Below are 21,141 nucleotides of genomic sequence, written 5' to 3' on the forward strand. Positions count from 1 at the left end.
TATAAAAATAATTATAGCAAATTTAGTGAAAATTTACGTAGTTATACTTAATTCCTGCAACGGTATGTTTAACGTTACGCGCGTGCCTTTCTTCAAATCTGAATTAAGAAATAAACGTCCGTTAATATACTTAATACGCTCTCTCATAAATGTCATGCCCATACCTCCATCCCCATTTTTAACGTTCTTAATTTTATTGGGGTCAAAACCCTTACCATTATCATCAATCACGATGCTAAGTATCTCATCACTATTGGAAATGGATACTAATATGTGTGTAGAATCGGCATATTTTATGGCATTATTAATAGCCTCTTGGGTAATTCTATAGATGTTTATTTCTGCAAGGGAATCGAGTCTTTGGGTAAAATCGGTCTTATTGTAAAGTACAATGTTTTTTCCTGTTAATTTAGTCAACTCGGTTGTAAGTTTGGTCAGTGCAGGAACAATACCGTGATCGGCCAATTCTGGTGGTGTTAAATTAAAAGTGGCTGTTCTAACACCTTTTATGATGTTAGAGGTCAACTCCTTTAAATGCTCAATTTTTTTAGCTGTTTTGTTAATGTCCGATATATCGATACTTTCCAAATTAAACTTTAACCCCGTTAGCATTTGCCCAATACCATCGTGTACATCTTTTGCGATGCGGTTTTGTTCTTTTTCTTGGTTTTCTATAATCTTACTGGAAATGACTTTTTGTTGATTCATACGTTCTTCAAAACTTTCTTTTGTTAAACGCTCAATTTCCATTTGCCCTTCTTTACGTTTTGTTATTTCTGAAGCAATAATCAACAATTCGGTTTTATCATCCGTTGGGTTAAAAGGAATAATGGCCATTTCCAACCAAACCGGTTGGTTATCTTTCGTGGTAGCCTTGACCTCTCCTTGCCACCCCGTTTTTTTATGGCTTTTAATTAAACTTTCAATAGCCAATCGCTCACTTTCAACAATTGACAAAACATCACAAAAATTCGCATTGGCACTAAAATTATTGAATTTAAATAATCTTGAAAATTTATTCCCCATATGTACAATAACACCGTTGGATGTGATGCGAGCGAATAACAAGGTATCATCCATGGCCTGACTTAATGCCCGTAATTCTTTAATGGATTTTTCTTTGGCTGTACTTAGCAAATCGGCATCATAGGCCATTTTTTTAGCTTTCTTTTCGGCTTCAATCAATTCTGCAAGACTTTGTTTTACTGTTTTTGCTGTTGGCCAAAAAATAAACAGAAACTCCGCCAATAAAAGCGCCAATGTAATAAACATGATAAATAGTTCCAGTTTTCGTAGCCAAGTTACTTTTCCATCCGCTTCAAAATCATATTGATTTACAATATCGTCCATGATGGCTAAAAAGCCACCTTCTGTTTGCTTTACCGTAGTTATTTCATTTGTAAACATGTCTATAGGAAGCGACGGAATGTTCTCTATTTTTTCAATAATGGCCTTAGAGGCGTCTCTAATAGCATCGAATTTTGGGTTTAATTCATGGAACATTTTTGAAATAACAGCACTATTTGCTCCTGGCAAACCTAAACTATCATTTCCCATTTGAAGCCCATTATGGGAAAGCTCCCAAAGTGCCAAGGTTTCTTTTAGATTATTTTTTAATGCGATTCTTTTTTCTAAATCGTTTTCAGTAGACATAGAAACGATTTCTTTTGTTAATTTCTGACTCAACATACGTTGCCTACCAGCAACATTTATAATTGAAGAATCACTTTCTTGATCGCGAAGATGTTTTCGTACAAGAATCTGACTAATGATTACCGAGAGCGCAATGGCACTTAAGGCAATAATGTACAAACGACTTAATCGCTCAAAAGTATGTTGGTCTAAGGAGGAAATACCTTTTTTAGTCATTTACTATTATATTTTATGCTATTGCTCGCTTTATTAAAGACAAACTTTTTTCTGAAAAACTAATTTTTAATGCGGCATCATGACCTTTATCGGACATCTTTACCCAGGTTTTTTGAAGGATATCAATCACTTTGTCGTCTTCATGTTTCTCTGCAAATTCTTCAAAATAATATTCTAAAAACACCAAACAAATCACATCTTCCAAGGTTTGGCTTCCATCATCTTTTTTAATGAGCTTTTTGTTGATTAAAAAGGACACTCTATCAATAAATTCTGCATCATAATCTACTTCTTTTAAAATATCCGTGGCCATTGCAGCATGCATTTTCTTTAATGTTTCCCGCCATTTTAAATAACCCACTCTATCCATGGGGTATTCGTCCCTTGCTATTTTCCATCTACCAATATGCTGTGCCCGTGCGGCTATCTGTAATTCTTCTGAAGCTTGAGGTTCAAACTGCAATAATTTTTGGGACATCCGTTGGGAATACAATAATTCCTTAGAAATCTCTAAACCATATACTTGATAGGTATTTATATCTTCTGAATTTTTATTATCTATTAAAATAATGGCACTCTCAAATCGTGTTGGCTTCATAATGTTTTGTGTTAATCTGAAAAGCCAATATACACATTTCCATCTTCAATTTTAACAGGATATACCGCAATTTTTAAGTCATCGCCACCAAGATTTGAACCATCTTCCAACGAAAAATTCTTTTTATGCATGGGACAAGCGACTTTAGGAATCCCTTCTTTATCGCCTATCATCCCAAAAGCTAATACCATTTCCATTTTATGTGGACACAGGTTTTGGCATGCGTACCATTTGGACAGTCTGGTAAAATTATAAACGGCAATTTGCTTGGTTTTATATTTTATACAGGCACCGCTATTTTCTGGGAAATCGGACTCGTGACCTACATGAAACCAATTTTTCACACTTTCTCCTGAAACCGATTGATATTGACTTAATATATCTTGCATATCTATTATTTTATTCAATTCTTTATTTTAGCTTTGATGTTTATTCGTTGTGTGTTGGTTATTTGTGCAATCGTTTAATTGTGTAATCGTGTAATCGATAGTAACAATTAAACATTTCAACAATTAAACGATTAAACATTTACCAAGCTTTTGGCATTTTCATCTCCCTCATCGGCACAAACACCAAGTTATCATCCGTATCATCCGAGTTTACAAAGTGCTTAAAGCGTTTTGCTATATTAGGGTCTTCTATAGCTTGTTTCCATTCACACTCATATTTATTAACAAGGCTTTGCATTTCCCTATCAAGTTCCTCTGCAATTCCTAGAGAATCTTCAATAACCACTTTCTTTAAATATTCAATCCCGCCATCCAATTTTTCTAGCCAAGGCGCTGTTCTTACCAACGGTCCAGCCGTACGGATATAGTACATTAAAAACCTGTCCAAATATTTAATAGCGGTGGCATCATCCAAGTGTTCTGCAAAAAGAATGGCATGCTTTGGTGTAGCACCTCCATTACCACAGACATAAAGATTCCAACCACCGTCTACAGCTATCAATCCAAAATCTTTTCCTCTAGCTTCTGCACATTCACGAATACAGCCTGACACACCGCCTTTTAATTTGTGTGGAGAACGCAAACCTTTATATCGGTTTTCAATTTCAATGGCAAACGTCACACTTTCGTGCATACCGTAGCGGCACCAAGTAGAACCCACACAGCTTTTTACAGTTCTAAGCGATTTTCCATAGGCATGACCACTTTCAAAACCGGCATCAATTAATTCTTTCCAAATTAGAGGTAATTCATGTAATTGCGCTCCAAATAAATCAATCCTTTGTCCACCAGTAATTTTAGTATACAAATCATATTTTTTAGCAACCTGACCAAGAACTATCAACTTGTCTGGTGTAATTTCTCCACCAGCAACACGAGGAACTACCGAATACGTTCCATTTCTTTGAATATTCGCCAAAAAGCGATCGTTTGTATCTTGAATTGCGTGTTGTTTATTAGGGGTTTCCATGGTAATGGTCGCAAATATGGAAGCTAAAGCAGGTTTACAAACTTCACAGCCATGACCTTCACCAAACAAATTAAGAGCCTCTTCATAATCCGCTACGCGGTTGATTTTAACCAAATCATACAACTCTTGTCTGTTGAAACTAAAATGCTCACAAATGGTTTCTTTAACTTCTTTACCAAGGGATTTCAAAGTTTCGTTTACCAAATCTACCACCATAGGTTTACAACCGCCACAACCTGTAGTTGCTTTGGTTTTGGTAATAACATCCGATAAATTATTACATCCACCCTCTGTGATGGAACTACAAATAGCACCTTTGGTGATACTTTCGCAAGAACATACTTGAGCTATATCTGGAATATCCATAACACTTCCAAAAGACGAACCACCTTCTCCTCGAGATCCTATAATTAATTCTTCGGCATCATCAGGGATTGGTAAACTGTTCAAATATATTTGATGGAACATATTATAATCGGATGCATCTCCAATTAAAATACCGCCCAATAACTTTTTACCATCATGACTGATGTTAATACGCTTATATAAATTTTTGGTTTTATTTTCATAAATGATGGAATATCCCTTTTCTATGGGCATATAAGGCTCGCCATAACTAGCAACATCGACGCCTATTAACTTTAATTTGGTTGACATATCGATATCTTCAGGCATCATTATTTCTTTAATCCCCAATATTTGATTGATGGCAACTTCAGCCATATCATAACCTGGAGCCACTAAACCGTAAATCATATTATTTAGCAGAGCCACTTCACCAATGGCATAAATTTCGGGATCGGATGTTTGCATTTTGTTATTCACAAGAATACCGCCCCTAGTTCCCATTTTCAAGTCGCACGTTTTTCCCAGTTCATCACGAGGTCTTATCCCTGCGGAAATAACTAACATGTCCACATCCAGCTTATCATATTCGCCAAATTCCATCCCTGTTATGGTATCTTTTCCTAAAATTTTATTGGTAGCTTTGGATAAATGCACATGAATACCCAATGATTCTATCTTTTCTTGAAGCACTTTACTGCCTCTGGTATCCAATTGCCTAGGCATTAACTTAGAGGCGAACTCAACCACATGGGGCTCAAACCCCATATCTTTAACCGCTTTGGCTGCTTCCAATCCTAAAAGCCCACCACCCAACACAGCTGCCTTAATGGTTTCTTTTCTTTTGGCTTTAATTTTATCTGCATAAGCCAACATGCTTTCTAAATCTTCAATGGTTCTATACACAAAAACCCCTTTCTTTTCCACGCCCGGTATATTAGGCACAAAGGGAGATGATCCCGTAGCTAAAACTAAGTAGTCGTATTTATAATGTAAATCTTTAGTTGTAGTTATTTTCTTTGAAGCTCTGTGTATATCTGTGACACGTTCGCTAGTAATCAATTCAATGCCGTGTTCTTCATACCAAGACCGAGGCGCCATTTCTAGAGCTTTAGCATCTCTATTTTCAAAGAATTCACTTAAGTGAACCCTATCATACGCTGGCCTGGGCTCGTCTCCAAACACCGTTATTTTAAAGTGCTCCATATTGGATTTCGATACAAACTTCTCACAGAATTTATACCCTACCATACCATTGCCTACAACTATAATTTTTCTCATGACTACGTATTTAAAATACAAATATAAGTATTATTACTTAATTTTATATACGTAGTTTTAAAAATTTATGCAAATACATTATTATTGCTGATTTCTCAAATAGAAAAGGCTTTCATTGATGTATAAATAAAAATTGAATGAGTAAATACTAATTAGCTTTATCCGCAATGACTCTAATAACCACACTTTTTGAAGCGGGCGTTTTAGCGGTATGTGCAAAACTATCAAGGGGTACTAACACATTGGTTTCTGGAAAATACGTAGCACAACAATTTTTAGGAATATCGTAACCAACGACTTTAAACGAATGGGCTTGTCTTATAACACCATTAAATTTAGATTGCAAGTGAACCACTTGTTGGTCTTTTAAATTCCTGAGTTTCATATCATCTCGATTCATAAAAATGATTCGCCGTTCGTTAAAAACACCTCTATATCTATCATTTAATCCGTAAATAGTGGTGTTAAATTGATCATGACTGCGTATGGTCATCATAATCAGTTCATCATCTTTCAATGTCCATTCCGGAAGTTTATTGATGGAGAAATTGGCTTTTCCTGTGTTCGTTTTAAAATGTCGTTCCCTAGCGCCATTTGGCAAATAGAATCCCGAAGGTTTTTTAAGTCTATTGTTATAATCTTCAAATCCTTCTATAACCTCTTGGATATCATTACGTACCAAATTATAATCATCTTTATAATCAAGCCATTTAATTTTGGTTCTATCTTTTAAAGTCGCATGGGCAATGCCACAAACTACGGCTACTTCACTCATTAAATCAGATGAACATGGTTCTAAAATCCCTTTAGTAGAAGACACCACGCCCATGGAATTTTCGACGCTTTGCACTTGAACGCCTGTTTTTTGATAATCTTTTTCCGTACGACCCAAACATGGCAAAATAAGCGCCTCCTTTCCTGTTACCAAATGAGAACGGTTTAATTTAGTACTGACATGAACCGTTAAATCACATTTAGCCATACCTGTAGCTGAATATGTTGTATCTGGTACGGCCGAAATAAAATTACCTCCCATGCCGAAAAAGACTTTGACTTTACCTTCATTCATGGCTTTTATGGCATCAATGACCGAATAGCCGTGTTCTGATTTTGGTTTAAATCCGTATTTATTTTCAATCTTATCTAGAAAAGCTTGCGGAGCGGATTCCCAAATGCCAACCGTTCTATCGCCTTGCACGTTGGAATGTCCACGAACCGGACAGGTTCCTGCGCCTTCCTTTCCAATACTCCCTTTCAGCAATAATAAATTAACCAATTCCCGAATATTATCCACGGCGTTTTGATGCTGTGTCAGCCCCATTGCCCAACAGATAATAATCTTATTTTTATTTAAAATTAATTCGAAAGCGTCATTAAAAATCTCTTTAGAAATTCCCGCCGCCTGTAAGCATTCGTCAAAATCATAGGTTTTTAAATCGGAAATAAAAGCCTCAAAACCATGTGTATGGTCTTTGATAAAATCCAAATCAAACACACCTCCATCACGCTCTTCTTTTTCTAATAATCTAATCAACAATGCCTTGAAAAAAGCAACATCACCATTGATGGTAATGGGCACAAAAACATCGGTTAATTTAGTGCCGCCAGTAAGTAATTTAATCGGACTTTGCGGATTGGTAAAGCTTATCAAACCAACTTCGGGCAAAGGATTGACTGTTATTATTTTACCGCCATTATTTTTACATTTTTCTAACGCAGTCAACATACGAGGATGGTTGGTTCCTGGATTTTGTCCGATGACCATCACCAATTCCGCTTTATATAAATCGTCTAAAGTGACAGAACCCTTCCCTATTCCTAAGGTTTCGGACAATGCGCTGCCACTGGCTTCGTGACACATATTGGAGCAATCTGGCAAATTAGACGTTCCAAATTCACGCACAAATAACTGATACAAAAAAGCAGCTTCATTGGTGGTTCTTCCAGACGTGTAAAACACGGCTTCATCCGGATTTTCCAAAGCATTTAAATGTGTTGCCACTTTGTTAAAAGCGTCTTCCCACGAAATGGGTTGGTAATGGGTAGCCCCTTCAGCTAAATACATAGGCTCTGAAAGTCTTCCTGATTTACCGATTTCAAAATCCGAAAATGTAGCAAGTTCATCTACCGAATGGGTTACAAAAAACTCCCGATTGATGAGTTTGTTTTGCATTTCTTCTGTCATGGCTTTAATACCATTTTCGCAGAATTCACCTAGGGAAGAACGCTCATCATCTGGATCTGGCCAAGCACAACCTGGACAATCAAAACCCCCTTTTTGATTCATTTTAAGTGCTACTTTTATAGCATCTAATGGCTTTGTATATTTTAAAACATGACCTATAGAAGATTTCACAGCATCAAAACCTACACTTTTTTTTGATGTCTTTTTAATATTTAAACTTGAAAATGTTTCTGGTGTTTGCGCTTTCTTTTCGGCGGAAGAACCCATAGTTATTTTTTAAAATTTGATTGATACAAATTAGTGTAATCTTCCGTTGTATCCAAATCAATATTTTTTTCGGGTGGCAATACGCTTACAACTTGAGCCTTATATTTTATTAAAATGTTCTTAGCGCCTTGGTCGTCACTTAGTATTAACAAGTCTTCAAAATAAATTTTATCGAAAAGTGCCGGAACCCCATGTTTTCCATTGCCATAAGAAGTGGCTATGATTTGCTTTTTATTAGGTTGAAATTTTGAAACTAGTGATTTTAAAAAATCCGTAGTGATTAAAGGTTGATCGCACAAAGTTATTAGGACGCCATCGATGTTTGATTTTGAATTTTGAAGAAAGTCTATAGCAAAAGCAATGGATGTACCTAACCCCTTTTCCCAACTTTGGTTATTTAATATGGTAACTTTAGAAGTTTCAATCTCATTTTTAATCAATTCAAAATGAGCTCCAAAAACGACAATAAGGTCTTTAGGATTTACTTTTGAAGCGGTTTTTACAGCGTGGCTAATTAAAGTGCCTTCTCCCCATTTTAATAATTGCTTTGGCTTACCCATACGTTTGGAAGCGCCAGCAGCTAATATAACGATGGCGATGTTTGATTGTGATGCAATCATTAAAAAACTATGAATTTGAATGGATTTTTCCTAATTTTTTGCTCAATGAGATGGTCTCTCTTTTTCTAGTAACCGCCAACATTTCAGCCATAATGGAAATGGCAATTTCTTGTGGTGTTTCTGAACCGATATCAATCCCAGCAGGCCCGTGAATCCGTTCTAAAAAAACGTCTTCAACATCAGGACAATACTCAATAAATTGTGCCAATAAATCTTCTCGTCTTCTGGTGGGCCCCAAGATACCAATGTAGTTCGGATTCGTATCTTTTAATGCTACCAAAAAACGTAAATCATTGGCAAAACTATGCGTCATTAAAACGATGGCTGTTTGGTTATCGATTAAACTTATATCAATCGCTTCCGGAGAAATGGCATGAAATTCTGATGCCCCAGGAAAATTTTCAATGGTTTTAGCGTCTTTAGCTCCAGCAATGATAGTGACTTCCCAACCTGTTAAAGCGGCATATTTACAAAGTTGCACGGCATCATGTTCCGCACCAACAATAACCAATTTGGAACAAGCTGGTAGGGTTTGTTTGAATACAGAAAGCTTCTCGCTTTGTGTTTTGGAATGATTTCCTAAACTGAATGTTGTGCTCTTTAATTTTACAAAGGAACCTAAGCCAAATACACTTCCTTCATTTTTAGTAAAATAAGAATGGATTTCAAAGGCGTGTCTTTCTTTAATACATTCTGAAAAAGCCGTTTCAAAAGCTTCATCTGGTTGAAACAATTCCAATAAAATGTATAGAACACCTTCACAACCCAATCGGTACCTGCCATCATAGGTCATTATTTTAGCCTGTCCCGTTTTAAAAACAGTTTGAGATTGCAATAGGATTTCCTTTTCGACACATCCACCGCTAACGGCGCCAACCATACTGTTGTTTTCAAGAATCAGCATTCGTACACCTGGCCTGCGATACGATGAACCATCCAATGCCACAACAGATGCCAAAACCGATTTCAATCCGCGTTGTTTGGCCTCTAGTCCTTGCTGGACAATATCCTTAAATTCATGGGTCATATTACTGGTTTTTGTTTAGTTGTTTAGTTGTTGAGTCGAAGTGCTTTGTAACAAACGACTAAACGATTTCACTAACCTGTTCCATATATTTAAGATAGGGTTGAATTCTGTAACGTTGGCCCGTAGCGGCTTTAATGGCATTGGCAATTGCAGCACCCACCGGAGGTAATGACGGTTCTCCTAAACCAGTTGGATCTTCATTACTATCAACAAAATACGTTTCAACAACAGGTGTTTCCATCATTCTTATCAAACGATAACTATCATAATTTAAAGATTGTGGCTTTCCTTTTAGGAATCTCATTTCACCATACATGGCATGTCCGATACCATCAATAATACCACCTTCTATTTGATTTTTTGCACCTAATGGATTAACTACAACACCACAATCAACAGCACAAAATACTTTAGTGACTACGGGTTTACCATCCCTTAAAACAACTTCGGCTACCTCAGCAACATGCGAATTGTGACTATAATAAGCACTAAATCCTTGATAAACACCTTCCTTAGCATTCCCCCAATTGGATTTCTCGGCAGCCAATTTAATGACACCTATCATACGTTCTGGAGACCATTCCAAATCAGCTTTATTTTTCTTGCCTTTTTCCAATAACTCCAATCGTAACGCAACTGGATCTTGGTTCAATTCTTCTGCAAGTTCATCAATAAAAGTCTGTTCTGCCGTTGCTAAAAAATTACAAACAGGCGCACGCCAAGGCCCGGTAGTGATTTCACTAGGTAATTGGGCTGCTTCTACTTTATAATTTTCTACACACCCAGCCGGAAAATAACTTGCTCTCGACCTATTAATACTACTGCCCACAGCGGTTTCTTTTAAATGATAACCAACAAGCTTAGAGTTCTTGATTGCTGCACTTATTTTATATTTTACTATGGGTCTGTAAAACCCTCCTGCCATATCATCTTCCCTTGTGTAAACCAATTTTACAGGTTTTTTTGATATATTGGATATTTCAGCAGCTTCTACGACATAGTCACCTATTAATCTTCTACCAAAACCGCCTCCGATCCTGGTTAAGGATAAATGCACCTGCTCTACGTCCCTTTTCAGCATTCCAGCTACTTGTCTGGCAGTGCCTTCGGGTGTTTGAATGGGACCGACCAACTCCACATTGGTATCGGTTACATGTGCAAAAAAGTTCATCGGCTCCATACAGCTATGTGGTAAAAAGGGTGCTTCATAGGTGTATTCAATCACCTTATCCGCCGTATTTTTTACTCTATCTATATTACCATCAGATCGCACTTCTTTTAGACTTTCAGAATCCAATAATTTGGTGAGTTCCATATCATGGTCTTCGGTGCTCATCAGTTTTTCATCGGAACTCCATTCTGCTATTAATGCTTTTTTTCCATTCATCGCCGCCCAGGTATTAGTTGCCAAAACAGCCACTTTATCCCCAAACTGAAATACGTCTGTTACACCATTAACGTTTCTAGCTTCAGTATCATCAAAACTAACCAGTTTTTGACCAAACGCTGGAGGTCTTAACGTAACGGCATAAACCATGCCTTCCGTTTTATAATCCAATCCGAATAATGGCTTGCCCGATATAATTTTATCGATATCCACATTTTTAATATCTTTTCCTATAATTTTGAAATCCTTAGGGTCTTTCAATTTAACATTTTCTGGAACTTCCAACAGCGCTGCTTCTGAAACAACAGCACCATAGCTTAGTTTTTCTCCCCTGGAATTTTTTATAATACCTTCTTCTGTATAACATTCTGAAGGATTAACGCCCCATTTTATGGCAGCGGCATTGATAAGTATTTGTCGTGCAGTTGCGCCTGTTTGTCTTAGCGGCATCCAAGAAGCACGAATAGATTGGCTACCCCCTGCTACTTGTCTTTGGAAATTTTTTGTATCTAAATCTGCTTGCTTTACTAAAACATGTTCCCAAGGCACATCCAATTCTTCAGCTATCAACATGGGCATGGATGTTTTAACCCCTTGACCAATTTCTGGATTTGGCGAATAAATGGTCACCATACCATTTTCTGCAATTTTTATAAAGGCATTAAAGTCTTTATAATTTAGGGTTTCTAGGTCAATCATCACATTGCTATCAGGCTTACAAGCCTCAAACAAGGTAAAACCTATCATTAAACCGCCAGTAGATAAACCAATGGTTTTTATAAATGACCTTCTATTAAATGATATCTTATTAGTTGTTTCCATGGTTAGGTATTAGTTGGTTTACATTTTAGCGGCAAGATTCACGGCTTCCTCAATACGATTGTAGGCACTGCATCTGCAAATATTTCCATGCATGGCAGACCTTACTTCTTCTTTGGTCGGACTAGAATTTTCCTCTAAAAACGCAGAAGCCGTCATGATTTGTCCAGCTTGACAATAGCCACATTGTGGAACATCAACCTCTTTCCATGCCTTTTGAACAGGATGGCTATTATCTTCGGAAAGTCCTTCAATGGTGGTGATTTTAGCATCTCCGACGGATGATACCGGCATCAAACAACTTCTTGAGGCAGCACCGTCAAGATGAATGGTGCAAGCACCACACTGTCCAATTCCACATCCAAATTTGGTTCCCACCAAATCCAAAAGATCTCTTAAAACCCATAATAAAGGCATGTTTTCATCTGCCTCTACAGTATGATTTTTCTTGTTGACATTTAAGTTATACGTTGGCATTTTTGTTGGTTTTTTTAAGTTTTTAAAAGATGAATGACCCTAAAAAGAAGTATGTCATACTCTCTAAAAATACAAAAAAGGAAACTAAATTTGAGGTTTTAACTTTTTTTTAAGAAACAAACTCAAGTGCTCGACGTTCATTGTAATAGATATTCTTTTTACCAATAAACCCCACATGCCCACCATACTGTGGCATTTCCAAATATAAATTCGGATTATTTTTGGCTTCTTTAATCGGATAACATTCCGGAGATAAAAAAGAATCATTCAAAGCATTAATAATCAACGTTGGCGTTTTAATGCTGGGAAGAAATTGTTTGCAACTGCATTTAGCATAGTAGTCGGCGGCATCTGCAAAACCGTGTGCTTTGGATGTGTAAACATTATCAAAATCTCGTAAGGACAGAATGGAGCAATACGCTTCCACCGATAAATCTTCTGGATAATTATTCATTTTACTAAGCAACTTTCTTTTTAAATGATTTAGAAAACGATTTGCAAATGGTCGGTTTTTTAATTTATGTAATTCTGCGCAAGAACCATTTAAATCGGCTGGCACAGAAATGGCGATGGCCGATTTTATTTCATTGGGTACAAATTCTCGTTCCCCTAAATATTTTAATATGAGGTTAGCGCCCAAACTCACGCCATATAAATAAATCTCGGTATATTTATTAGACGCCAAAACATGTTCAATAATTTCTTCTAAATCTTCAGTAGAACCCGAATGATACGTTCTATATTTTAAATTGTCTTCACCACTACATCCCCTAAAATTCACACAAATAGCATCCATGCCATTATCATTAAAAAGTTTGGCTACACCAGTGACATACGGCCGTTGTCCGTGACCTTCCAATCCGTGAAAACATAAAATAATTTTGTCTGCTTTTTCTTTGGAAAAACTCCAATCCAAATCCATAAAATCGCCATCACTTAACAAAAGACGTTCACGCTCTTGTTTTAAACCGGTCACTTTTCTGAATAACCCAGAATACACCGTAGCAATAAAGCCGTTCTTAAAAAAAAATAGTGGTTTGTACGTTGAGTCTATTATAGGCATGTTGGTTGATGGTTTGTGGTTTGTGGTTGTTGGATCTAGGGTTTTGGCTTATGGATGTTGGGTTTTGGGTATTAGGTAATGGGTCTTCCGTCTTCGGTCTATATTCTTTTATCTTACGTCTATTATCTTTTGTCTAACATCTTACATCTCCAACGTCACAAATTTAAAATCATTTCCGTTAAAAAGGCCTTTGTCACTTAATTTTAATGACGGAATCACCAATAATGCCATAAAAGATAAGGTCATATAAGGCGCATTAAGGGTTGAACCTAATTGTTTAGCTATCTTGTCCAACTCAGCATATGCCATTCCGACTGTATTTCCATCTCTATCACTCATGATACCAGCGACTGGGAGTGGAAGGATTTTTTCCTTGTACCGATGGCTATCAGTATCCAAAACCACACATATCCCTCCTTGATGTTCGATAATTAAATTTACCGCTTTACAAATGGCTTCATCTGAAACGCCGACTGCAATAATATTATGTGAATCATGGGCGACCGAAGACGCGATGGCTCCTGTTTTCAATCCGAAATTCTTTATAAAAGCAATGGCAGGTTTTTTATCGTTATACCTGTTAACAACGGCTATTTTTAAGATATCCGTTTGGGTATTCGAAATTAAATTTCCGTTTTCAATGGTTGAATTTTCAATAAGTTCATTCGTTACCAATTGTCCTTCCAACGCTTCAATAACCCTTATTTTTTTTTCTGACGATTCCACTTTAAAATCAGACACATGTTTTTTAGTCGTTTTGAAATTATTGGGATGTTCAAATGGCACGGATTTTATTAAAGTTTTACCTTTATCAAAAACCAATTCGCCGTCAATATAGGTTTGAATTGTTTTAAAATTCATCAAATCTTCAACCACAATAAAGTCAGCTAAATTGCCTTCCTGCAATAAACCTACATCCAATTTATAATGTTTTACAGGATTGACGCAAGCCACTTGAAGCACTTTAAAAACATCCATCCCTTTAGCAACTGCTCTGGCACATAACGCATTGATGTGGTTGACCATCAAGTCGTCCGGATGTTTATCATCACTACAAAACATCATGTTTTCAAAATGTTCTGGAAGCAAATCAATTAAGGCTTCAAAATTTTTGGCGGCACTGCCTTCGCGAATCAATACCTTCATGCCTTTTTGAAGTTTTTCTAAGGCTTCTTCATACGTAAAAGATTCATGGTCGGTTGAAATGCCTGCATTAATATATTTTGTGAGGTTATCTCCTGTTAATCCTGGCGCATGCCCATCAATGGGTCTATTGTAATGCTTTGCCCAAGCTATTTTTTTTATAACCTCTTCATCATCAAATAACACGCCTGGATAATTCATCATCTCGGTTAAATACTTGATGTCTGGATTTTCAAGAAGCGTTTTAATGGCTTCGGAATCTATAATAGCACCAGCAGATTCAAAAGTAGTGGCAGGCACACAGGATGGCGCACCAAAATTGAATTTAAAAGGGACTTGTTTACCGTTTTCTATCATAAAGTGGACGCCTTCCACACCCAAAACATTGGCAATTTCATGTGGATCGGATACCGTGGCGACCGTGCCATGCGTAACTGCTAACTTAGCGAATTCGCTAGGCACCAACATGGAACTTTCTATATGGATATGGGCATCAACAAACCCGGGAAGTATATAATGATTTACGTTATGATTCTTTTCACTAACGGAAATGATCTTGCCGTTTTCAAAGGTTATCTCACCTTTAAAAATACGTTTGTTTTGTATGTCAACGATATTGCCTTGTAGTTTCATGCCTCTCTGTCCTTCGGACATCTCTCCAAAGGAGAGAACTATTTTAATTCAATCTTTAGAATTTGTTTTGTATTTTCAGTGACTTTAAAACGGTCATCCGCTCGCTTTCCAATAACCCAAACAATATCATCTCCAAAACACAATAACCAAGTATTTTCTTTATCCAACAACGACAATTTCTCGTCCTTAAAATATTTACTGAGTTTCTTTTTACCCGACATGCCTAACGGAAAAAACACATCGCCTTCTTCCCATGTTCGTAACGTTAATGGGAAATGAAGTTTATCTCTATCAACATAAATGGTGTGTTTTGGACTTTCGGAAACCGTATCAACATCATTAAAAACCAAGGTTCCAAAAGGTGCTTCCACATTTTTATCAGTTTTTAAAATGCTTATTTTTTCATATGTTTTTGTTTGAATGTCACTCAACAATAAATAATCCCGATCTTTAATCAGTCGCCACTGTTCTGAAAACACTTGTTTTCCAGATTGGGCATCCAATAAATTCAATACATCGTTCCATTCCGTAAATCCGAAATCCTTAAAAACCTCAAACAAATACGCTTTGGGATTATGCTTCCTTTTGAATTCTGAAATTTTAAATTGAGCATGACTTCCTTTAGAAATATGGGAAGCTTTTTTTAAAAATGCATCAATACTGTCCGCTACAATATCCTGCGAATCTTTCAAGTTTAACTGCGTCGTCTCAAAATTCCGTAATATATTAGGATTGATTTCCTTTAAAATAGGAATCACATCGTGACGCAATTTATTCCGTAAATATTTTGTTGATGCATTACTACTATCATCTCGCCATTCAATGTGTTTTTCTTTGGCAAACGTTTCCAGATCCTCTCTTGAAAATGGCAAAAGTGGCCTCACAAATTTTCCATTAATTTCAGGAATTCCTGTTAAGCCTTCCAAACCCGTGCCTCGCGTAAAATTGATCAAAAACGTTTCTAAATTATCATCAGCGTGGTGGGCCGTTAAAATATAATCGAATCCCAGTTGGTCGCCAAGTTCTAAAAACCAATTATAGCGCAATTCCCTTGCTGCCATTTGTATGGAACGTTTATAATCTTTAGCATACTGATTCGTATCAAAACTTTCCACAAAAACTTCTAAATCCAAATCCTCTGCCAATTGCAAAACAAAGTCCTCGTCGGCATCGCTTTCCTTGCCTCTTAGGTTAAAATTACAATGTGCCAAAGCGATGTTTAATTGTAATTCATGGCATAAATAGGTTAGCACCACGCTATCCATACCGCCCGAAATGGCAATGAGCAGCCTTTTATCCTTAAAAAAAGGAAACTTCGTATTTATATGGCTTTGAAACTTGTGTAACATCCTTCAAATATACAATATTGCCTTTTTAAAAAGAGTGGCATTTTATCTTAAAATCATACAAATCATAGTTTTTGAATCTAAAATTCAGTATCTTTTATGAGTAAATTTTAATACATGACGTTATGAGCTCTTTTGAAAAAATAATCGACAGAAAAACACAGATAGCTTTCAACAAAAAAGTGCTTTCCGCAAGCCAACAATTGCATCCTTATGTAAAACACAGGCTTTATATTGCCGAATCTACGGGCGTACTTCCTAAAAATATGTTTACTTCAAATGGTATTATTGATGAAAGCATTGCCACGTTTTATGAAAATGGCTATGATATTGACTGCGGTATACATGCCATTAAGTTGAAACTTTTTAAGATTGTTGATAAAGATTTAGACACCCTTTTTAAAAAAGAAGCGTTTCATAAAAACACGATAAGTACCAACTCTATTTTGGAAGAAGAATTGGATGGCTTGGATGAACAATACACCATTGATGATGACTGGGATTTCATTATGGGCGAAGAATTAAACGATATATCGTATCATCAACCCGATAAACACAATCATATCTTTTTATATGACGATAATAACAGTTCTATTTTAAATGCTTTCGACATGGAACATGTTTCTGCCAATAACTCACAAAAAGCTCTAGGAAGTCTTTATACTTGGCTGCCTTTAAATGTGTCGAATATTGTGGATTTATATATTTTTGGAAAGCTGAGTTTTGAAGATATTTCGAAAGTTAAAAACATAGAATCAAGTCGTGTAGAACTTATTTTTGATGAAATCATCAAGAAATTTAAAAATCATATCGAATAACCCTCCAAAACCTCTCGCATGGCTTTGGCTTTAACCAAACACTCCTCGTATTCCTTCAAGGGGTCGCTTTTAGATGTAATGGCACCACCCACGGAATAAGATACATAACGCTTGGTTTCATTGTACAGAATACTGCGAATCACCACATTGAAATCGAAATCTCCCATTGGCGTAAAATAACCAACGGCTCCAGAATAAAGTCCGCGTTTGGTTTCTTCCATAGCCTCAATAATTTTCATTGCCGAAATCTTGGGTGCGCCAGTCATACTTCCCATAGGAAATGTGCTTTTAATAATATCCACCGCATGCGTGTTTAACTCCACTTCCGAGGTGACTGTGGAAATCATTTGATGCACTTGTTTAAACGTATAGACTTGGCATAATTCTTCAACTTTCACACTCCCTTTGATGGCGGTTTTAGATAAATCGTTACGGATTAAATCGACAATCATAGTGTTTTCACTGCGCTCTTTATCGCTTGCTGCTAATTCCGACTTTAATTGCTCATCTTCCTCCAAATTACTGGAACGTTTTGCCGTCCCTTTTATGGGTTGAGACACCACATGTTGTCCTTCTTTTTTTAAATACCGTTCGGGTGAGGCGGACAATACATACTTATCATTGCATTTTAAAAAAGTGGCGAATGGCGGTTTGGAAATGGCATTGAGTTTTAAATAGGTTTCCAACGGATTGATACTTGTATCTTCTGCATAAAACTCTTGGCAAAAATTGGCTTCGTAGATATCACCTCTGTGGATGTGTGCTAGTAAACTTTGTACTTTTTCGAAATAGGAATCTTTGTGGATTCTTAACTTGATTTTTATATTATTGTGGAGTTGTTGAGTCGTTGAGGTGTTGAGTTGTTTAATCGTGGAATTGTTTAATTGTTCGATAGCTTTTAAATCGAATTCTAATTCATCTGAAACGGCATTTAAATAGAGTATTTCAACTTGACTGCCCTTAAATAAAAACAATTTTTTGGGTTGAAAAAAATAAAGGTCGGGAAACTGTAAACCGTCAAAATTATGGGAACTCAAATCTTCGACATCGTTCTTTAAATCGTAGGTTAAATATCCGAAAATCCAATCTTTTGTGATGGATTGATAGTCTTTTAATTTTTCAAAACCATGATGAACATCCGTTTGAATGCTAGTAAAGGCATCCACCGCCAACACAGCATCAAAATTGGAATAGGTTTGTGCGTAATTATTGGAATCCAACCAAACCACATCATCAAATTGTTGGCTCCATAACAACAATTTATGCTTAAAATCTTCGGGGTCTGTAATGGTATGGGTGTACGAGGTTCTCAATCAAAAAATTTATGTAACAAAGTTAGTTAGAATCCTTAAAAAATTAAGATTTTTACGTTTTAGTTTGCATTCCTGCGCAGACAGGAATCTTTAAACCAAAAAAGTGGATTCCGCATCAAGTGCGGAATGACAAAAAGAACAAAATCATGCAATACACCCTACAAAACCACAAACTCAAAATAGCCATTAAAAAAACCGGCGCAGAGCTTTGCAGCATAGAGTCCGTAAAGAACAACACCCAGTTTATGTGGGACGCCAGCCCAGCTATTTGGGCAAATCATGCACCTAATTTGTTCCCGATTATTGGAGCGTTAAAAGACGATACCTATATTTTTGAAGGTGAAACATACAGCTTACCAAAGCATGGTTTTTTAAGGGGCAATACCGATTTTGAAGTTGACGAACACACCGAAACCAGCCTCACGCTTAAATTACGTTACAACGACGCCTTACTAAAAATATATCCTTTTAAGTTTGAATTTTACATGACGTATAAGCTGACCGACAACCGACTTGATATCATTCATACCGTTAAAAATCTGGATGATAAAACGATGTATTTCTCGCTTGGTGGGCATCCAGCTTTTAAATGCCCAGTGTTTGAAGACGAACAGTACGATGATTATGTTTTGGAATTTGAACATCCAGAAAACTCCGAAACACATTTAATTAACACAACAAACGGCTTAATTTCCAACAAAACAAACCCCATTTTTAATAACACCAACACACTGCCACTTACCCATGACTTGTTTAACGACGATGCTCTTATTTTTAAAGATTTAAAGTCAAAAAAAGTGAGTTTGAAAAGCAAAAAGTATGGCAACATACTGACGGTTAGCTACCCAGATTTTGACTATTTAGGCATTTGGGCAAAACCAACAGGCAATTATGTGTGTATAGAACCTTGGTTGGGTATTGCCGATAATAATAATACCGACCAAGATTTTAAAACTAAGGAAGGGATTTTGAGGTTGGATAGTAAAGAGACTTTTATGGCTGGGTATTGGGTTGAGGTTGATGGGAGGGTTTTGGGATAAAAATTATTATTTTTTCGTTAATTTAAAAATATTCCACAAACAAAAAGTTTTTCGTTAATTTGTGCAAGATGATTTTTACAGATAAAATTATATCAGAGTTAATAGCCTGCTCAAAGAAAGTAATAGATTCTCCAAAAAATTCTGTCGCTGTTAGAGGTAGTGACAAAATAAAATTTTTGTTGGAATCTGTTGATGGTGAGCATTCTTTTAGTGGATTTATTTCTAAAAATCAAACTTTTCAAGAGAATTTCTCAATCGGTTTAGTCTATAACCCAAAGGAAGAAAAGGGCAAAATTGTATTACTGAGAGTCAATGGTCCTCATGGATTAAACGAGAATGCACCACATCATGATGGCCCACATGTTCACATTTCTACAGCAGAAAGAATTAATGCTGGATTAAAACCTGAAGGACAAATAGAAACAAATGTTCCATATGCAACTATTCAAGATGCAATACAGTATTACATTCATCGAATAAATATAGTTCCTTCAGACATTCAAAAATATTTTCCGCCACCAGATAACCAATTAAATATTACCTTTGAAGAAGGAGACAATATATAATGGAACATATCATTCAAAATATAAAAAATGAGTTTAATGGTAAACTTTTTATCAAGCAAAAAAGGCCTGATATATACCAATTGTTACTCCCTATTTATCATGAAGATGGAGATATGATTGATTTATTCATTACTCCGAAAGGTGATAATAAATTTGCTCTTTGTGATTATGGTCTAACTCTTCAAAGATTAGCTTATTCATACGATATTGATACAGAGAATAAAGAATCTATCTTACAAAAAATCCTTTCTGAAAATAAACTTAATGAGCAGGAAGGAAATATTTATTTAGAAACTAAACCTGAGACTTTATTTTCTGATATTATGCATATTACTCAAGCTTATGCTAAAATTGGAAGTATGAGGTATTTCAAAAGAGAAGTCATAGAAAATTTATTTTTTGAAATGTTGGATGATTTTATTTTTGATGAACTTAATGAATTTCATCCAAAGAAAAAAGTCATGCCTATTCCTAATAGAGATGATTTAGAAGCAGATTATTCATTTCAACCAAATGGCAAACCTGTTTATTTATTTGGTGTTAAAGATGTAGCAAAAGCTAGGCTGGCGACTTTAAGCTATCAAGCGTATTTATTAAATGATATAAAATATCATGGTTGGGTTGTAACAGAGAATTTTGAAGCTCTGCCAAGAAAAGATAAATTAAGACTAACAAATACTTGCGACAAACAATTCACTTCTCTTGATGAATTCAAAATGAATGCAAAAGTATTTCTTGAAAAGGAAAGATAATTTGTAGAACTTCTAGCTAAACTTTCTAAAATAATTGGACAAAGCACTAAGGATAGCTGAGCCTAATTTCAAAATAGAAGTTATAAACAAAAAGGCATACATTTTTAGTATGTCGATTGAATCGACATGAAACAAAAGAATGTCGAAAAAATTAAAAAAAATCGACATGGTTT

At 36.1% G+C, this 21,141-nt stretch carries 17 protein-coding genes; 4 read left to right on the plus strand and 13 right to left on the minus strand.

Annotated features, from left to right (window positions below; translation table 11 throughout):
- Positions 1 to 33: 33 nt before the first annotated feature.
- The 12 genes from CSW08_RS03695 to tilS all read right to left on the minus strand — a co-directional run bounded on the left by CSW08_RS03695 (position 34) and on the right by tilS (position 16,482).
- The gene (locus tag CSW08_RS03695; protein ID WP_106658553.1) at positions 34 to 1,869 is read right to left on the minus strand and encodes a PAS domain-containing sensor histidine kinase; all 1,836 of its coding nucleotides are present in this window, start codon (positions 1,867 to 1,869) and stop codon (positions 34 to 36) included.
- Positions 1,870 to 1,882: 13 nt separating this feature from the next.
- Entirely contained in the window at positions 1,883 to 2,467 is a 585-nt protein-coding gene (locus CSW08_RS03700) for a DUF4202 domain-containing protein (protein WP_106658554.1), read from the minus strand.
- Positions 2,468 to 2,478: 11 nt separating this feature from the next.
- Positions 2,479 to 2,856 carry a nitrite reductase small subunit NirD gene (gene nirD / locus CSW08_RS03705; protein WP_106658555.1) on the minus strand — a complete coding sequence of 126 codons (378 nt, stop codon included), beginning with the start codon at positions 2,854 to 2,856 and terminating at the stop codon, positions 2,479 to 2,481.
- Positions 2,857 to 2,995: 139 nt separating this feature from the next.
- Positions 2,996 to 5,512, minus strand: coding sequence for a nitrite reductase large subunit NirB (gene nirB, locus CSW08_RS03710; protein WP_106658556.1), 2,517 nt, complete (start codon positions 5,510 to 5,512; stop codon positions 2,996 to 2,998).
- Between the two features lie 148 nt (positions 5,513 to 5,660).
- Positions 5,661 to 7,964 carry an FdhF/YdeP family oxidoreductase gene (locus CSW08_RS03715; RefSeq protein ID WP_106658557.1) on the minus strand — a complete coding sequence of 768 codons (2,304 nt, stop codon included), beginning with the start codon at positions 7,962 to 7,964 and terminating at the stop codon, positions 5,661 to 5,663.
- A 2-nt stretch (positions 7,965 to 7,966) separates the two neighbouring features.
- Positions 7,967 to 8,584 carry a nucleotidyltransferase family protein gene (locus tag CSW08_RS03720; protein ID WP_106658558.1) on the minus strand — a complete coding sequence of 206 codons (618 nt, stop codon included), beginning with the start codon at positions 8,582 to 8,584 and terminating at the stop codon, positions 7,967 to 7,969.
- 7 nt (positions 8,585 to 8,591) lie between these two features.
- Positions 8,592 to 9,611 carry an XdhC family protein gene (locus CSW08_RS03725; protein ID WP_106658559.1) on the minus strand — a complete coding sequence of 340 codons (1,020 nt, stop codon included), beginning with the start codon at positions 9,609 to 9,611 and terminating at the stop codon, positions 8,592 to 8,594.
- A gap of 58 nt (positions 9,612 to 9,669) precedes the next feature.
- Complete coding sequence (locus tag CSW08_RS03730; RefSeq protein ID WP_106658560.1) at positions 9,670 to 11,820, minus strand: xanthine dehydrogenase family protein molybdopterin-binding subunit; 2,151 nt, start codon at positions 11,818 to 11,820, stop codon at positions 9,670 to 9,672.
- Between the two features lie 18 nt (positions 11,821 to 11,838).
- On the minus strand, positions 11,839 to 12,294 hold the full coding sequence (locus CSW08_RS03735; RefSeq protein WP_106658561.1) for a (2Fe-2S)-binding protein: 456 nt from the start codon (positions 12,292 to 12,294) through the stop codon (positions 11,839 to 11,841).
- Between the two features lie 109 nt (positions 12,295 to 12,403).
- Positions 12,404 to 13,357 carry a YheT family hydrolase gene (locus CSW08_RS03740; RefSeq protein ID WP_106658562.1) on the minus strand — a complete coding sequence of 318 codons (954 nt, stop codon included), beginning with the start codon at positions 13,355 to 13,357 and terminating at the stop codon, positions 12,404 to 12,406.
- Between the two features lie 141 nt (positions 13,358 to 13,498).
- Positions 13,499 to 15,133: an adenine deaminase gene (gene ade, locus CSW08_RS03745; protein ID WP_106658702.1), complete on the minus strand. Its 1,635-nt coding sequence runs from the start codon at positions 15,131 to 15,133 to the stop codon at positions 13,499 to 13,501.
- A 38-nt stretch (positions 15,134 to 15,171) separates the two neighbouring features.
- Positions 15,172 to 16,482, minus strand: a complete 1,311-nt coding sequence (tilS, locus tag CSW08_RS03750; RefSeq protein WP_106658563.1) for a tRNA lysidine(34) synthetase TilS — start codon at positions 16,480 to 16,482, stop codon at positions 15,172 to 15,174.
- Positions 16,483 to 16,604: 122 nt separating this feature from the next.
- Here tilS and CSW08_RS03755 point away from each other — a divergent pair, with 122 nt between their 5' ends.
- Positions 16,605 to 17,297: a hypothetical protein gene (locus CSW08_RS03755; RefSeq protein ID WP_106658564.1), complete on the plus strand. Its 693-nt coding sequence runs from the start codon at positions 16,605 to 16,607 to the stop codon at positions 17,295 to 17,297.
- Here the strand turns inward: CSW08_RS03755 and CSW08_RS03760 are convergent.
- Positions 17,285 to 18,610: an anthranilate synthase component I family protein gene (locus tag CSW08_RS03760; protein WP_106658565.1), complete on the minus strand. Its 1,326-nt coding sequence runs from the start codon at positions 18,608 to 18,610 to the stop codon at positions 17,285 to 17,287. The genes CSW08_RS03755 and CSW08_RS03760 overlap by 13 nt on opposite strands.
- A gap of 146 nt (positions 18,611 to 18,756) precedes the next feature.
- Between CSW08_RS03760 and CSW08_RS03765 the strand changes: the two genes are divergently transcribed.
- The 3 genes from CSW08_RS03765 to CSW08_RS03775 all read left to right on the plus strand — a co-directional run bounded on the left by CSW08_RS03765 (position 18,757) and on the right by CSW08_RS03775 (position 20,968).
- Positions 18,757 to 19,650: an aldose 1-epimerase family protein gene (locus CSW08_RS03765; RefSeq protein WP_106658703.1), complete on the plus strand. Its 894-nt coding sequence runs from the start codon at positions 18,757 to 18,759 to the stop codon at positions 19,648 to 19,650.
- Positions 19,651 to 19,718: 68 nt separating this feature from the next.
- Positions 19,719 to 20,216 carry a hypothetical protein gene (locus CSW08_RS03770; protein ID WP_106658566.1) on the plus strand — a complete coding sequence of 166 codons (498 nt, stop codon included), beginning with the start codon at positions 19,719 to 19,721 and terminating at the stop codon, positions 20,214 to 20,216.
- On the plus strand, positions 20,216 to 20,968 hold the full coding sequence (locus CSW08_RS03775; RefSeq protein ID WP_106658567.1) for a DUF1828 domain-containing protein: 753 nt from the start codon (positions 20,216 to 20,218) through the stop codon (positions 20,966 to 20,968). The genes CSW08_RS03770 and CSW08_RS03775 overlap by 1 nt, the downstream gene beginning before the upstream one ends.
- The last annotated feature ends 173 nt before the right edge of the window (positions 20,969 to 21,141 follow it).

The sequence above is a fragment of the Confluentibacter flavum genome (genome assembly GCF_002843175.1).
GTDB lineage: Bacteria > Bacteroidota > Bacteroidia > Flavobacteriales > Flavobacteriaceae > Confluentibacter > Confluentibacter flavum.

Bases quoted from the DNA above. Each gene is read 5' to 3' on its own strand.
- CSW08_RS03695 (WP_106658553.1), bottom strand. From the start codon at position 1,869: ATGACTAAAAAAGGTATTTCCTCCTTAGACCAACATACTTTTGAGCGA.
- CSW08_RS03700 (WP_106658554.1), bottom strand. From the start codon at position 2,467: ATGAAGCCAACACGATTTGAGAGTGCCATTATTTTAATAGATAATAAA.
- nirD (WP_106658555.1), bottom strand. From the start codon at position 2,856: ATGCAAGATATATTAAGTCAATATCAATCGGTTTCAGGAGAAAGTGTG.
- nirB (WP_106658556.1), bottom strand. From the start codon at position 5,512: ATGAGAAAAATTATAGTTGTAGGCAATGGTATGGTAGGGTATAAATTC.
- CSW08_RS03715 (WP_106658557.1), bottom strand. From the start codon at position 7,964: ATGGGTTCTTCCGCCGAAAAGAAAGCGCAAACACCAGAAACATTTTCA.
- CSW08_RS03720 (WP_106658558.1), bottom strand. From the start codon at position 8,584: ATGATTGCATCACAATCAAACATCGCCATCGTTATATTAGCTGCTGGC.
- CSW08_RS03725 (WP_106658559.1), bottom strand. From the start codon at position 9,611: ATGACCCATGAATTTAAGGATATTGTCCAGCAAGGACTAGAGGCCAAA.
- CSW08_RS03730 (WP_106658560.1), bottom strand. From the start codon at position 11,820: ATGGAAACAACTAATAAGATATCATTTAATAGAAGGTCATTTATAAAA.
- CSW08_RS03735 (WP_106658561.1), bottom strand. From the start codon at position 12,294: ATGCCAACGTATAACTTAAATGTCAACAAGAAAAATCATACTGTAGAG.
- CSW08_RS03740 (WP_106658562.1), bottom strand. From the start codon at position 13,357: ATGCCTATAATAGACTCAACGTACAAACCACTATTTTTTTTTAAGAAC.
- ade (WP_106658702.1), bottom strand. From the start codon at position 15,133: ATGAAACTACAAGGCAATATCGTTGACATACAAAACAAACGTATTTTT.
- tilS (WP_106658563.1), bottom strand. From the start codon at position 16,482: ATGTTACACAAGTTTCAAAGCCATATAAATACGAAGTTTCCTTTTTTT.
- CSW08_RS03755 (WP_106658564.1), top strand. From the start codon at position 16,605: ATGAGCTCTTTTGAAAAAATAATCGACAGAAAAACACAGATAGCTTTC.
- CSW08_RS03765 (WP_106658703.1), top strand. From the start codon at position 18,757: ATGCAATACACCCTACAAAACCACAAACTCAAAATAGCCATTAAAAAA.
- CSW08_RS03770 (WP_106658566.1), top strand. From the start codon at position 19,719: ATGATTTTTACAGATAAAATTATATCAGAGTTAATAGCCTGCTCAAAG.
- CSW08_RS03775 (WP_106658567.1), top strand. From the start codon at position 20,216: ATGGAACATATCATTCAAAATATAAAAAATGAGTTTAATGGTAAACTT.